Annotated in this window: 13 protein-coding genes and 2 pseudogenes; 14 read left to right on the forward strand and 1 reads right to left on the reverse strand. The window is 37.4% G+C overall.

The genetic code is table 11. The annotated features are described in order from the left end of the window. Nucleotides 1-156: 156 nt before the first annotated feature. The 3 genes and pseudogenes from TEPIDINF_RS12930 to TEPIDINF_RS12940 all read left to right on the forward strand — a co-directional run bounded on the left by TEPIDINF_RS12930 (nt 157) and on the right by TEPIDINF_RS12940 (nt 2,007). Nucleotides 157-1,335, forward strand: coding sequence for an iron-containing alcohol dehydrogenase (locus TEPIDINF_RS12930; protein WP_421692247.1), 1,179 nt, complete (start codon nt 157-159; stop codon nt 1,333-1,335). 15 nt (nt 1,336-1,350) lie between these two features. Beyond that, nucleotides 1,351-1,476 (forward strand): annotated as a pseudogene (locus TEPIDINF_RS12935) (cupin domain-containing protein); the annotation flags it as partial. A gap of 144 nt (nt 1,477-1,620) precedes the next feature. Next, nucleotides 1,621-2,007, forward strand: a complete 387-nt coding sequence (locus TEPIDINF_RS12940) for a MerR family transcriptional regulator (RefSeq protein ID WP_421692248.1) — start codon at nt 1,621-1,623, stop codon at nt 2,005-2,007. 133 nt (nt 2,008-2,140) lie between these two features. On the opposite strand, the gene TEPIDINF_RS12945 is transcribed toward TEPIDINF_RS12940, so the two are convergent. Beyond that, nucleotides 2,141-3,397 (reverse strand): IS110 family RNA-guided transposase, encoded by a 1,257-nt coding sequence (locus TEPIDINF_RS12945; protein ID WP_415802040.1) that lies wholly within the window; start codon nt 3,395-3,397, stop codon nt 2,141-2,143. Nucleotides 3,398-3,942: 545 nt separating this feature from the next. Here TEPIDINF_RS12945 and TEPIDINF_RS12950 point away from each other — a divergent pair. From TEPIDINF_RS12950 to TEPIDINF_RS13000, 11 genes and pseudogenes are all read left to right on the forward strand, one after another. Further along, the gene (locus TEPIDINF_RS12950) at nt 3,943-4,929 is read left to right on the forward strand and encodes an aldo/keto reductase (protein ID WP_421692323.1); all 987 of its coding nucleotides are present in this window, start codon (nt 3,943-3,945) and stop codon (nt 4,927-4,929) included. A 169-nt stretch (nt 4,930-5,098) separates the two neighbouring features. Further along, the gene (locus TEPIDINF_RS12955; protein ID WP_421692249.1) at nt 5,099-5,608 is read left to right on the forward strand and encodes an N-6 DNA methylase; all 510 of its coding nucleotides are present in this window, start codon (nt 5,099-5,101) and stop codon (nt 5,606-5,608) included. Nucleotides 5,609-5,661: 53 nt separating this feature from the next. After that, nucleotides 5,662-6,179 (forward strand): annotated as a pseudogene (gene rhuM / locus TEPIDINF_RS12960) (RhuM family protein). Continuing rightward, nucleotides 6,160-6,393 carry a RhuM family protein gene (gene rhuM / locus TEPIDINF_RS12965; protein ID WP_421692250.1) on the forward strand — a complete coding sequence of 78 codons (234 nt, stop codon included), beginning with the start codon at nt 6,160-6,162 and terminating at the stop codon, nt 6,391-6,393. The pseudogene rhuM (TEPIDINF_RS12960) and the gene rhuM (TEPIDINF_RS12965) overlap by 20 nt, the downstream one beginning before the upstream one ends. A 185-nt stretch (nt 6,394-6,578) precedes the next feature. Next, nucleotides 6,579-7,130 carry a restriction endonuclease subunit S gene (locus TEPIDINF_RS12970; protein WP_421692324.1) on the forward strand — a complete coding sequence of 184 codons (552 nt, stop codon included), beginning with the start codon at nt 6,579-6,581 and terminating at the stop codon, nt 7,128-7,130. 37 nt (nt 7,131-7,167) lie between these two features. Next, nucleotides 7,168-8,154 carry a helix-turn-helix transcriptional regulator gene (locus TEPIDINF_RS12975; RefSeq protein ID WP_421692251.1) on the forward strand — a complete coding sequence of 329 codons (987 nt, stop codon included), beginning with the start codon at nt 7,168-7,170 and terminating at the stop codon, nt 8,152-8,154. Between the two features lie 74 nt (nt 8,155-8,228). Beyond that, complete coding sequence (locus TEPIDINF_RS12980) at nt 8,229-9,536, forward strand: DUF4139 domain-containing protein (protein WP_421692252.1); 1,308 nt, start codon at nt 8,229-8,231, stop codon at nt 9,534-9,536. 116 nt (nt 9,537-9,652) lie between these two features. After that, nucleotides 9,653-10,006 carry a DUF6345 domain-containing protein gene (locus tag TEPIDINF_RS12985; RefSeq protein ID WP_421692253.1) on the forward strand — a complete coding sequence of 118 codons (354 nt, stop codon included), beginning with the start codon at nt 9,653-9,655 and terminating at the stop codon, nt 10,004-10,006. A gap of 492 nt (nt 10,007-10,498) precedes the next feature. Continuing rightward, nucleotides 10,499-12,199 carry a molecular chaperone HscC gene (locus tag TEPIDINF_RS12990; RefSeq protein WP_421692254.1) on the forward strand — a complete coding sequence of 567 codons (1,701 nt, stop codon included), beginning with the start codon at nt 10,499-10,501 and terminating at the stop codon, nt 12,197-12,199. Continuing rightward, a complete protein-coding gene (locus TEPIDINF_RS12995; RefSeq protein ID WP_421692255.1) occupies nt 12,199-13,560 on the forward strand; it encodes a hypothetical protein in 1,362 nt (453 codons plus the stop codon). The genes TEPIDINF_RS12990 and TEPIDINF_RS12995 overlap by 1 nt, the downstream gene beginning before the upstream one ends. Next, entirely contained in the window at nt 13,560-13,787 is a 228-nt protein-coding gene (locus TEPIDINF_RS13000) for a hypothetical protein (protein WP_421692256.1), read from the forward strand. The genes TEPIDINF_RS12995 and TEPIDINF_RS13000 overlap by 1 nt, the downstream gene beginning before the upstream one ends. Nucleotides 13,788-13,966 lie beyond the last annotated feature (179 nt).

A 13,966-nucleotide genomic window follows, 5' to 3' on the forward strand; every position in this document is an offset into this window, starting at 1 on the left:
TACACTGGTTATTATACTGTTTTGAACTGAGAAGTAATCTACGACTCACCTCGCCGTGCTTTGTAGTATATCTTCTCCTTAAGTTAATCATAGCAAAGTGGTGAAAGCCGCACACCATTTTTCATTACTATTTGTGCCGCCAGCGCTAGCGGCGGAATGGAGGTTATTATGCTAAATTTTGATTTTTACAATCCAACACATATTATTTTTGGTAAAAGTAGATTAGAGGAACTAAACAATCATATTCCAGCCGATGCTACTGTTTTAATAACCTATGGAGGTGGAAGTGCTAAAAAGAGTGGCCTTATCGACAAGGTTAAAACTGTACTTGGAAACAGGAAAGTTTATGAATTCGGCGGTATTGAGCCGAATCCTCGTTACGAAACATTAGTAAGGGCCGTAGAAATTGTGCGGGATAAAAATATTGATTTTCTGCTTGCAGTTGGCGGAGGGTCTGTTATTGACGGAACTAAATTCATAGCACTTGCTTCTTCTTACAAAGGAGATTCTCGTGATCTGCTGAAGTACGGCTTTACTCCTGTTACTTCTGAGATAGTAGGTGAAGTAGTTCCAATTGGAACAGTTCTTACATTACCTGCTACTGGTTCTGAAGCAAACAGCGGAGCTGTTATAAGCTATGAACATGGAAAATTTCCAGTTATGAGCCCACTAGTTTTTCCTAAGTTTTCAATATTAGATCCGACCATTACTTTTACGCTTCCAAGGATTCAGGTTGCAAATGGAGTGATTGACGCGTTTGTGCATGTAACTGAGCAATATATTACATATCCTGTTGATGCCAAGGTGCAGGATAGAATAGCTGAGGGAATATTACAAACATTGATTGAAATAGGTGAAACTACAGTTAATGAATCGGAAAATTATGATGCGCGTGCAAACCATATGTGGTGTGCTACACTTGCATTGCAAGGTCTAGTCGGTGTCGGTGTTCCACAGGATTGGTCGGTTCATATGATCGGACATGAACTTACCGCGTTATTTGGTATAGATCATGGACAGACTTTAGCCATTGTATTGCCAGCACTACTGAAGATAAGACGGGATAAAAAACGGGCTAAACTTCTGCAATACGCAGAACGTGTATGGCATATAGAGAGTGGCAGCGAAGAGGAAAAGATAGACTTGGCAATCCAGAAAAGCAGAGAATTCTTTGAAAGCTTGGGTGTGAAGACTCGTCTGTCCCAATATGGCGTTGGAGCAGATCAAATACCGGTTATTGTTGAAAATCTAAAGGCTCATGGAATGACAGCGCTTTCTGAAACTCAGGATCTTACATTGGATATAAGCCAAAAGATTCTTGAGAGAGCACTGTAGTTTTATGTCATAATTTGGCATGGTGCTACGCCAGATAGTTGGTTTGTGCATGTCGGAATAAACACTAATCCTCAAAAAGGGGATGCTGAATGTCTGGAACCCGTAACGGATGAAGAGTATTTTAAACAAAAAGCTGGATGATTCGCAAGGTGATTTGTCATTCAGCTTTTCTTATAGGTCAATGAAGTTAAACTGGAAAGTGAGTAAGATCTTCTTTTTTTCAAAGGACTTGACTTGGAGTTAACTCCAAGTGTTATGATATCGGATATCAGGAGATGAAACCATATGACTATTACAGAAGTGAGTGAAAAATTTAATGTTTCACAGGATACACTCCGCTATTATGAACGCATCGGACTGATTCCTCGTGTGAACCGTAATAAAAGCGGAATCAGGGATTATACTGAAGAAGACTGTAAGTGGGTCGAGTTTATCATATGTATGCGGAATGCAGGTCTTCCGATTGAAGTATTGATTGATTATGTTGAGCTGTTTCAACAGGGTGATGCGACCATTGAGGCCAGAAAAGAACTTTTGACCGAGCAGCGTAAGCAGTTAATTGCAAGAATGGAAGATATGCAGAAAACACTGGAACGCCTGAATTATAAAATTGCAGTATATGAACAGATAGTAGTTGAAAAAGAAAAAGAACTAAAGAGATCGGAGAATTAATTATATGGGCACCAAAATGTATTGGCACGCAAAATCAAAGGAGGATTTAGCGTGAAAAATAAGCTTAAATTTGGTAAAAAAGGGCGCAGCAAACTAAGGTCTTTAAAGACCTAAAAAAAATCAAGCTTTGGTTTTAAGCTACAGAAATGTCAGAAGCCTTTATTATACCTTGGGCAATTAGGAGTTTTATTGCCTGATTAATAGCTTTCTCTTTCTGCTTGTCCTGCATTTCTTGTGGCATATCAATTTTATACAAGTCGCTTGGATTCCACACTTCGCCAGTAACAAACATATTGTATATGGCGGTGAGTATCATCCTTGCAATAGCGATTATGGCTCTTTTTTTGCCTCTCCTTTTAGAAATGCGTTCGTACTTGATTTTGTAGTAAGGAGACTTATCCGATTTCACGGCTGCATGGGCAACTTGTACCAATGCAGGTTTGAGGTATACACCGGCACGTGTAATACGGACAGATTTCTTCTTACCAGCAGATTCATTATTGCCAGGTGTTAGTCCCGCCCAGCAGCACAAACGCTTGGAGTTGGCAAATTGAGACATATCTGTACCAATCTCGGAGATAATGGTGATTGCAGATGCTCTATTAACTCCGGGAATGGTACATAAAAGGTTAATGGCACTTTCATAAGGTTCGACCAACTTATCCAGTTTTTCGTCCAGTTCAGCAATCGAATTGGTTACGAAGTCGAGGTGAGAACGAACCATGATCATACGTTCTTTTTGTTCCTGAGTCATTTGGTATCCTTCAATAGATTCAACCACGTTATCTGCTTTTTTTTTCAAAGATTTATGAAGAAGAGAAGTACAGTATTCCGGGTCAAAGGTATCAGAGGAAATCAGATAGTCCGTGATGGAAGTGGCAGATTTGCCAAACATGTCGGAAACGACAGCATCAAGGGCTACATTACAGACTGTGAAAGCGTTTTGAAAACGGTTCTTTTCACTGCTTCTACAAGAAACAAGTTTAGAACGGTAGCGAGTGTATTCACGAAGAATACGGACTGGTTTATTAGGGATATAGCTTCCTGGTACTAAACCAAGGCGGAAAAGGTCAGCAATCCACTTAGAATCTTTTTTATCATCCTTATTTCCTTTTACAGCCTTCACCCATTTGGGGTTAGCAACAGTCATACGGATGGTATCTTCCAAAAGATTGTAGACAGGAACCCAATATTTCCCGGTCGATTCCATGCACATATCATAGCAGTTGTTATCAATCAGCCACTGCTTGAATTGAAGAATGGAATTGTTAAAAGTAGAAAATCTCTTTTTTGAATAATGAGGGGTAATCCCCTGTGAAGTAATAATTGTGGCGACGAGAAAAGTCTTATGCACATCGACACCGCAACAGATAGGATAAACAACTTTCATGGCACAGCCTCCTTTCATAATTGGAGGAAGAAGACATTGACTGAACCATCACACATTTAACAAAGAGCTAAAACAATGATTAGCGTGCGGTCTTATAGAACCACTTATTTGTGCTTGAAAGATGATTCTTACACTGGTTATTATACTGTTTTGAACTGAGAAGTAATCTACGACTCACCTCGCCGTGCTTTGTAGTATATCTTCTCCTTAAGTTAATCATAGCAAAGTGGTGAAAGCCGCACACCATTTTTCATTACTATTTGTGCCGCCAGCGCTAGCGGCGGAATGGAGGTTATTATGTAAAATGTAATTTTGAACAATGGTGTCGTGATGCCTATTTTGGGCTTTGGAGTTTATCAGATTACTGATGAGAAGGAATGCGAGCAGTGTGTTTTATGACGCGCTTATAACAAATGAAGAGCAGGTGCAACAATGCACAATAGGTACGTTTCGTTCTACGGTAAAGAACCAGGGGATCCAGCAAAACTTGCTAAGGAACGGATTAATAAAAATCTTAAATCTATAGGAAAGTGAGGACTATTCAAGTGGAATATACGAAACTTGGTAATACGGGATTAGATGTATCTAGACTTTGCATTGGGTGTATGGGTTTTGGAGTAGCGGAACGTTGGATTCATCCATGGGTAATTGATGAGGAGAGCAGTCGTCCTGTTATTAAAAAAGCTCTTGAATTAGGTATCAATTTTTTTGATACTGCGAATGTGTATTCCGACGGGACAAGCGAGGAAATAGTTGGACGAGCTTTAAAGGATTTTGCTAATCGGGATGAAATTGTCATTGCGACCAAGGTTTATTTTCCAATGCATGAAGGTCCAAACGGTAAAGGTCTTTCTCGAAAGCATATCATGAGCGAAATTGATAAGAGTCTTAAACGTCTCGGAACAGATTATGTGGATCTGTATCAGATTCATCGCTGGGATTATAATACTCCGATTGAAGAAACAATGGAAGCACTCCATGATGTAGTAAAGGCTGGCAAGGCAAGATACATCGGTGCTTCTGCGATGTATGCATGGCAGTTTTTGAAGGCGTTGCATGTGGCTGAGAAAAATGGCTGGACTCGGTTTGTATCGATGCAAAATCATCTTAACCTCATTTACCGTGAAGAGGAACGAGAGATGCTACCACTATGTAAGGAAGAAAAAATTGGTGTGATTCCATATAGCCCGCTTGCATCTGGAAAATTGACCCGTGATTGGTCGGAAACCACCCTCCGTTCTGAAACGGATCAAGTTCAAAAATCTAAATACGGTGCCACTGAAAATACCGACCGTATTGTTGTAGAACGGGTTGCGGAAATCGCCAAAAAACATGGTGTACCAAGAGCCCAAATCGCACTCGCCTGGTTGCTACAGAAAGAACCAGTAACAGCTCCTATTATTGGTGCTACGAAAATTTCCCATCTTGAAGATGCGGTTGCTGCTCTTTCAGTGAAGTTAACAACTGAAGAAATTGCCTATTTGGAAGAACCTTATGTTCCGCATCCTGTAGTTGGTCCTATAAATTTTTAAGTAGTAGTGTTTCAATAATATCTTTTTGAAAGCAAAACCCTGATTTCCTTATACGGGAAGTCGGGGTTTTTATGTTTGAAGCATGCGAATGGAATAAATAAAATCGATATTCCAAAAATGTAAACTGTGTCAATATTAGCTTTCCGATGATGTCTGTTGGAAGTATGGTATGCCCCCTGCGGGAAACGCCAACTATGCCTGGATACAGCATATTATTTCCAAGCTCTTGCCAAACGGGGTAGCGGCCAATGTAACCATTCCCGCCTGCCTGTGGTTCTTAACAAAGAATAAAAAATACGCAGGCCGGGATCGCAGCAATGAAATCCGCTTTATTGATGCCCGCAAGATGGGTACGATGGTTGACCGCAAGCACAGGGAACTTGATTATGAGACAGAGATAAAATATATCACCGATATATACCACAAATGGAAAAAGGGAGAAGGTTACAAGGATATCAAAGGATTCTGCAAATCTGCCACTTTGGATGAAGTGCGCTCCCATGAATATATTCTCACCCCCGGCAGGTACGTGGGCATTGAAGAACGGGTCGATGACGGGGAGCCTTTTGATGAAAAGATGACAAGGCTTATCGGTGAGCTTGCCGCGATGTTTGCAAAGCGCAAGTCTCTGGAGGAGGAAATCCGTAAAAGACTGGGGGCGATTGGGTATGAGTTTTGATAATAACTCTGAAATCTTATTCTATCAAACAGAAGATGGCCAAACCAAAATCGATGTTGTTTCAGACCAGCAAACAGAATGTTAGTCTGCATATCAATAATGTTTTCAAGGAAGGCGAACTCAATGAGCTTTCAGTTGTCAAGGAATACTTGACAACTGCTGCCGACGGTAAGAAATATAAGACGAAATTTTATAACTTGGATGTCATAATTTCTGTTGGCTACCGGGTTAAGTCCCACGAGGCACTCAGTTCAGGATCTGGGCAACCCAAAGACTTAAGGAATATATCATCAAAGGCTTTACTATGAATGATGACTTGCTGAAAAAAGCGGGCGGCGGCAATTACTTTGAGGAATTATTGGAGCGTATCCGGGATATCCGCTCCTCAGAAAAGGTATTTTACCGGAAGGTTTTAGATATCTATGCAACCAGTATTGACTATTCTCCTGACGCTGTCATTTCGCAGCAGTTTTTTCAGACTGTCCAGAACAAAATGCACTGGGCGGCCCATGGGCATACTGCTTCAGGCAATCCGCAGAAAACCCATGTACATGGCCGACTGGGTAAGTAAATTAGACGAGTTCCTTAAGATGAGCGACAGTGAGATTCTTACGCACGTAGGCAAAATCAGCCACCAACAGGCTACTCAAAAGGCAATAGAAGAGTATGAGAAGTATACGGAACGGACCAAAAATGAGCTTTCAGAGGTTGAAAAGCACTTTTTAGAGAGCATAGATAAGACTGCAAAGAAGCTTAAAGGGAAAAAAGGGAAGTGTTGGAGGTAATGGGGTGTGAGTTTTAGTAAGTGGAGAGAGGTTAAACTTGGTGATGTATGCGAAAGTGTGTCAAATACACATTCTTTTGAATAGTCAGAGTTGATATTTCTAAATACATCTGATGTTTATGACGGCTCAATTTTGCTTAATAAATATTCGCCTGTTGCGGATATGCCTGGCCAAGCCAAGAAAAAATCGATAATAAATTCCTTTATTTGTATCTAACGTCAAATGAGGTGCTAGACACTTTACAACAAGTCGCAGAAGCACGCTTTGGAACGTTTCCACAAATTACTTTTAGTCAAGTAGCAGAGTTGAACGTAAATCTTCCTCCACTTCCTGAGCAAAAGGCAATCGCCGCCACACTATCGGCTATTGACGACATGAAGCTCAACAACCAAATCAACAAGACCCTTGAAGAAATGGCGCAGGCAATTTTTAAGTCCTGGTTTGTGGACTTTGAGGAAAGCGAACTGGGGCTGATACCTAAGGGATGGAAAGTTGGGAGTTTTGGAGATATCGCCTATATTAGTACTAAAGCAGTAAATCCTCAAAAATATCCTGAAACTGTTTTTGAACACTTTAGCATCCCGCTTTATGACGAAGGTAAATTTTCTGCGTTTGAAAAAGGTGAATTGATAAAGAGCAATAAATATGTAATAGACGGTTATAGCAACAGTAATATAAAAACACAATCCGTTTTATCGGACACCTCTAGTGATATTATGGTATCATTGGAGGTGTAATTATTTGGAATAATGTTGCAATTATAGGGGTGCACTTATGGCAAAAAGCTCTAACCAGAAGTTGAAAATTCTATACTTAATGAAAATGCTTCTTGAAAAAACTGATGAGAAAAATACAATGACAATAAATGACATGATAGCAGAACTTGGACGCTATGGCATTACTGCTGAGCGAAAATCAATTTACGACGATATAGAGGTCTTACGTCATTACGGAATAGATATTGCTACTCGGAAAACAAAAACTACGGATTATTTTGTGGCAAACCGTCCTTTTGAATTACCGGAATTGAAACTATTGGTTGATGCTGTTCAATGTTCGAAATTTATTACATATAAAAAGAGTAATGACCTTATAAAAAAGATCGAGAGCCTGGCAAGCTCAAATCAAGCTGCATTACTTCATCGCCAAGTTTATGTGGCAAACAGAGTTAAGGCTATAAATGAAAACATTTATTATAATGTGGACAGGCTTCACATGGCAATAGCAGAAAATAAGCAGGTATCTTTCAAGTATTTTGACTACGATATCAAAAAAGAAAAGAAATATCGAAAGAATGGAGAACTTTATTTTGTAAGTCCTTACGCTTTATCCTGGGATGATGAAAATTATTATCTTATTACCTTCTCAGAAAAATATAATGATTTCACCCATTATCGAGTTGACAGAATGTCAAATATCGAAATTGTAGATCAGCCAAGAGCGGTGCTACCGGACAATGAGCAATTTAACATTGCTGACTATTCAAAAAAAGTATTTAATATGTTCGGTGGAGAAGAAGAGACGGTAAAATTAAAATTTGATAATTCACTTGTTAATGCTGTTATAGACCGTTTTGGAAAGGATGTTACGTTAGACAAAGTTGATGAAAATAGTTTTTCAGTGAGGATAAATATTGCACTTAGTTCAACCTTTTTTGCTTGGTTAGCACAGTTTGGAAATAAAGTGAAGATATTATCACCGGAGAGTGTTATTGAAAAATATAAGCACATTATTCAGGAGATTTTAGAGCAATATAAATAGTTAAAACACTGTCCGTTTTATTGTACATATTGTTTGATACAATTTAATTTATTATAGGGAGGTGTAGTATCATTATGAAAAAATTATCAAATGCGACTGACACTAAAGAAGTTTCAGTGACTGTTTATAATGGCGGATTCGGTGCTGTAAAAGAAATACGTAGGGTAAATCTATCGGGAAGCGAAACAGAAGTGATTTTTGCCGATGTTGCACAGCAGATTGAAACGGATTCTCTCCTGGTGGAAGGTCTGAATATATTGGAGTTCAATTATGATTATGACTTGGTTGATAGGGATAAGCTCCTTAAAAAGTATATTGATAAGGAAGTATATTTAAAGGACCGGAAGACCGGTGAAAAGAAAAGCTGCCGTCTTTTATCGGTTGAAGGCGCTGGAAGGTGTGTATTAGAAGATAATGATACAAAGGAAATATATATTGATGCTCAGGCGGAGATTGTTCTTCCGTCCCTACCATCAGGACTTATAGTAAAGCCTGCTCTTGTATGGAAGATTGGGAAGTCGACATCTGAAGATGTGAAGGTTTCCTATCTTAGTAAGGGCTTCAATTGGAATGCAAACTATGTCATAGAGATTTTAGAAAAAACTTTAAACATTGCTGGATGGGCAGAAATTGAAAATCAAAGTGGTACAACATTTGAAAACGCAAAAATAAAACTTATTGCCGGAGATGTCAATAGAATTCAAGATGATGATAGCTATGATATGGAAGATCGAATGTATATTTTTGAGTCCTCTATAGCACCTCAGGCGGAGGAAAAAGCTTTCTTTGATTATCACATGTATACATTACTAAACCCCACAACACTGAAAGATAATCAGACCAAGCAAATCAATATTTTAAATGGTCTAAATATACCATATAAAAAGTACTACAAGCTCAATATGAATGAAGAAAAGGCAAATGTAATTATTGAGTTTACAAATAAGAAAGAGTGTGGCTTGGGTTACGCCATGCCAAAGGGGGAAATTAAGCTGTATAAAGCTGATGAAGCCGACAATTCCCTTGAATTTATTGGTGAGGACAGTATAGGGCACACCCCTAAGGATGAAGATATTAAGCTCACTATTGGGAATGCATTTGATATTACCTTTGATTTTACAGAAGTTGATAGGAAGAAAATAAATGGATTTGAGCACTACAAATATGAGTGCATTATTAAGAACCATAAGGAAGAAGTTGCAGAAGTACATTTTGAACATTATGTCTGGGGTATATGGGAAATAGTTTCTTCAACACATGAGTATTCAAAGAAAACATCAGGGCTTATTGAATTCTCTGTTAATGTACCGGCTAACGGCGAGATAAAGGTAGAATTTGAATATAAAATCGACCGGCGGACAGAGGTTATTGTTAAAAAGTAAAATAGGATCATTTGGTAATGGGAGAAGAAAAATGTCAGAAGAAGTTGGATCGGATTGGCAAGGAGCTTACAATACAAACGGCTGCCAGTATGGAAATTTGACCTACACCCAAGAGAATGCTGAACAACCAGCGAATGATCTGGAGACAAATAAAAATTGGAATTGGAACTTTAATTGGTATGAACATTTTTGGACACTCTACCGAAAGTGCATCCTCTGCTAATTTAGCGAGAACAGAAGTACGCTGGGGTGACTTAGATATGGAGTGGGCTGCTTTATTTACCTGTTCCTTCTTGAGACATGATTCTGATCAGGAGTGGATTGATGAGATAGGGTCGATGCAAAATGGCGTTCACTTAATACAAGGTTTTGCAACTACCATGTACATTGCTGATGGCCAGGGGCAAACTTACTATGACCACTTTACCGGCTCCGGTGTGTTCACATGTGGAGTCGGATGTATTGCTTAAAAGCAAGACTTTATTTTAAATTAATAAAGGCTTGTTTTTTTTTCATGGGGAGAAATAGAAAAAACATTAAGAAAAATAACAAAAAACATTTAGAAATAAATAGGGTTTTATCATTCTTTATAGAATTTAAACTACAAGGTATTAGAAGTACCAATAAGTAATAGCTTGAAACCTATTATAGGTATAAATGAGTCAGGAAAAACCTCAATTCTTAAGGCTATCTTGGTAAAGGTAGAACAAGTCTAGCAGATGATGAAGGTGAACTAGAGTTACTTTTGAACTTTACAGAAGATGAGGAGTACTTCAACTTCGAGTTTAATATTGTGGAAAAATCAGCAACTGGTATTGACAATCTTAAATCTGCAATTATTTTTCTGTATTTTATTGAAAATGAAACAATAAACAACACAAGAACTTCAGCTAACACTATGTTCACGCATCGGGGCATACGCCCCTTGGTCGCCGGAAGCGGAAGGGGGAGAAGAAATTATAATGACAACAATAGGTATTGATTTGGGAACAACAAACAGCCTTGTATCTTATTGGAGTGACAATGGCCCAGTCATTATACCAAATGTACTTGGTTCTAATCTCACACCATCAGTAGTCAGCATTGATGAAAATAATGAAATACTTATAGGGGAAATTGCCAAAGAACGTCTAATTACTCATCCACATTTAACGGTTTCTAATTTTAAAAGATATATGGGAACCGAAAAACGATTTAATTTAGGCAATTATACTTTTTCACCAGAAGAACTATCCTCATTTATACTAAAATCTCTAAAAGCAGATGCTGAAGCTTTTTTGGGACATGAAGTACAGGAAGCGGTTATTAGTGTTCCCGCATATTTTAATGATGCACAAAGAAAAGCAACAAAAAGATCGGCAGAGCTTGCTGGATTAAAGGTGGAGCGTTTGATTAGTGAGCCTACTGCAGCAGCTATATCTTATGGACTTCACCAAGAAGAATCAGAAACCAAATTTATTGTCTTTGATTTAGGTGGTGGAACCTTTGATGTTTCTATTTTAGAAATGTTTGAAGGGGTAATGGAGGTAAAATCAATATCCGGGGATAATTTTCTTGGCGGAGAAGATTTTACCAATCTTCTTGTCTCTTATTTTATAGATAGTGAGAAAATTGATGTTCAGTTCCTAAATGAAAAGGCACGGTCAGCTCTTTATAAACAGGCGGAACTTTGCAAACGTGATCTTAGTAAGGATAACGTTGGAAAAATGAGTCTAACTCTGGAAGAAAAAACTTATGAAAAAACGATAAGTCGAGCTGATTTTGAAAAACTAGCAAGCCAACTTTTATTAAGAATACGTCATCCTATTGAGCGTGCATTAAGAGATGCCTCACTTACACCGAAGGAACTAGACGCAGTAATCCTTATTGGTGGAGCAACCCGAATGTCGGTAATTAAGTTAGCAGTGAGCAGAATGTTTGGGAAGCTACCCTATTCTAATATCAATCCAGATGAAGCAGTTGCTTTGGGAGCTGCGATTCAAGCTGCCTTAAAAGAGAGAAATGAAGCATTAAATGAGATTATATTAACTGATGTTTGCCCATATACACTTGGAGTAGAGATTGTAAAAGAAATAGAAAGAGATAAGTTCGAGCCTGGATATTTTTTACCGATTATAGAGCGTAACACACCGATTCCTGTAAGCCGGGTAGAACGTCTTTTCACAATAAAAGATAATCAGACATCAATACGTGTTGAAATCTATCAAGGAGAAAGTCGTCGTGTAGAAGGCAATATTAAATTAGGAGAATTAGATATTAAAGTTCCGCCTGCTGAGGCAGGAAAAGAAATGATTGATGTTCGTTACACCTATGATATAAATGGAATATTAGAAGTTGAGGTAACTGTTATCAGTAATGGAATGAAGAATCGGGTTGTAATTGAAAAAAGTCCAGGAAGTATGTCGAAGGAAGAAATAGAAGAGAGATTAAACCTTTTGAAAGATATTAAAATCCATCCTAGGGACAAAATGGAAAACAGGCTACTTCTTGCTAAAGGGGAACGCCTATATGAAGAATCCTTGGGTGAAAAACGTGAGTATATAGGTGAATTACTGCAAAAGTTTGAAAATGTTCTTTCTCGTCAAAATGAGAGAGAAATTAAGAAAATGGCTAAAGAGATTAAAGATAAGTTTGAACAAATGGATGGGTGGCTTGATTATTAATGAATTTTTGGGGTATTTTAGAAATTAATCCTACTGATGAAATTTCTGTAATAAAAAAAGCATATGCAAAAAAATTAAAAATATATCATCCTGAGGATAATCCACAAGGGTTTCAAAAGTTGAGAGAAGCTTATGATCGTGCTTTACAGTATGCAGAGAATTTTAAACTTCATAAAACAATAGATACCGAAAATACCGGTTTGATAACAGAAAAAAATATCCCAGAAAATATTTTTAGTAATCCTATTACTGTTGATCTTTTTGATGATTTTATTGATGAAAACCCTAAGCATGAACAGGCTGTTCATGCTTTTATGCAAAAAGTAGAAGCTTTATATCATGATTTCTTCTCTCGCATTCAGGAAGAGAATTGGAAAGAACTTCTGAATGATGAGGGAATGTGGGATCTTAACCATAGACAATTTTTAAACAGGGAAATGTTAGTGTTTTTAATGGATCACCACCATTTCCCCAAAAATATATGGCAACTTTTCAATAGAAATTTTAATTGGATCGAGCTGGAAAATGATCTCTATGATGGATATCCGGAAACATTTATTGACTATCTTTTTAAACAGATAAGTCAAGATAGAGGGCTCCGCTATTCCTATTTTAAAGAGAATCAGCAAATTGATTATGAAGAATATTTAAATTATAGAGAAAATGCATTCATGGCACTCCTTGAAAAAAATTATAAAAGTGCTGAGCACTACATATCACTTGCCTATGAAATCTTTCCTAAGGATCCTGAATTACTTTGTATGAAGGGAGAATATTATTTAGGTATAAAAAAGAAGAGAAAGGCAGCTGCAGTATTTCGAGATGCAATTCGGATCAATCCCGATGATATGGAAGTGTATTTCTATCAAGCAGAAATACTGTATAACTATAATAAAACCTTTCAAGCTATTAAGCTATGTAAGTATATTCTATCTCGTAGATCTAACGATTTAGAAGTAAGTATGCTTCTAGCTAAATTATATTTTAAACTCAGATGGTGGCATAAGGCTAAAAAACTGTTCTTAAGTAATTTGAAAATAAATTCTTCTAATATGGAAGCCAAAAACTATCTTAGACATATCGCTGATAAATTTGAATTAAAATTAAAAATTCAACCTTTAAATTTAAAGTTAAGATCCGAGCTAAAGAAAATATATGTAGAACTAGGGGAAACAGAGAAGATAAACAATTTGAAAATAACACCAATGGGCGTATTAAAAAGGTTATATCATCTATTTAAAATAATTATGTATACGTTTATAATTTTAATTGGTATATATATTGCTTTTAAATCCTTTTTTATTCTAGCTTATTTGATCATACGGTTAATTGGCGAACTATATAAACAGTTAAGAAAGTAGTGGAGAATGATTTTGCAGAGGATAATTATTTAAAGCTTCATGTAAAAAAAGTTTTTAAGACCAGATATGATTTTGAACTATTTTCAGAAACGATTGTCGATATTAACGAATATGAAAAATTAAAGGCTTCGCTGAAGCTGATGTCACAGCTTGTCCAGGGAGAGTTGGCTGGAAAAGAAAAAGGATGGATGACTATCGAGGAAGTGGAAGCAGAATTGGGTATCTGAGCATCCTGGCATACCCCAAAGTATAGTTGCTGTACATATCTTATTTTACTATTGTAGATCCCTTTTGGAAATTAATCTCTTCTCTTTATCTGATAGTGAACTGTTTAGCTAGAATAGTCTATAACCTAGAAAACCCCGTCTGAGTTCACTAAAATTGCATCTACTGCTGATTTAGATAA

It is taken from the genome of Tepidibacillus infernus, from assembly GCF_048898065.1.
Lineage (GTDB): Bacteria > Bacillota > Bacilli > Tepidibacillales > Tepidibacillaceae > Tepidibacillus_B > Tepidibacillus_B infernus.

Bases quoted from the DNA above. Each gene is read 5' to 3' on its own strand.
- TEPIDINF_RS12930 (WP_421692247.1), top strand. From the start codon at position 157: ATGGAGGTTATTATGCTAAATTTTGATTTTTACAATCCAACACATATT.
- TEPIDINF_RS12940 (WP_421692248.1), top strand. From the start codon at position 1,621: ATGACTATTACAGAAGTGAGTGAAAAATTTAATGTTTCACAGGATACA.
- TEPIDINF_RS12945 (WP_415802040.1), bottom strand. From the start codon at position 3,397: ATGAAAGTTGTTTATCCTATCTGTTGCGGTGTCGATGTGCATAAGACT.
- TEPIDINF_RS12955 (WP_421692249.1), top strand. From the start codon at position 5,099: ATGCCCCCTGCGGGAAACGCCAACTATGCCTGGATACAGCATATTATT.
- rhuM (WP_421692250.1), top strand. From the start codon at position 6,160: ATGGCCGACTGGGTAAGTAAATTAGACGAGTTCCTTAAGATGAGCGAC.
- TEPIDINF_RS12975 (WP_421692251.1), top strand. From the start codon at position 7,168: ATGGCAAAAAGCTCTAACCAGAAGTTGAAAATTCTATACTTAATGAAA.
- TEPIDINF_RS12980 (WP_421692252.1), top strand. From the start codon at position 8,229: ATGAAAAAATTATCAAATGCGACTGACACTAAAGAAGTTTCAGTGACT.
- TEPIDINF_RS12985 (WP_421692253.1), top strand. From the start codon at position 9,653: ATGCTGAACAACCAGCGAATGATCTGGAGACAAATAAAAATTGGAATT.
- TEPIDINF_RS12990 (WP_421692254.1), top strand. From the start codon at position 10,499: ATGACAACAATAGGTATTGATTTGGGAACAACAAACAGCCTTGTATCT.
- TEPIDINF_RS12995 (WP_421692255.1), top strand. From the start codon at position 12,199: ATGAATTTTTGGGGTATTTTAGAAATTAATCCTACTGATGAAATTTCT.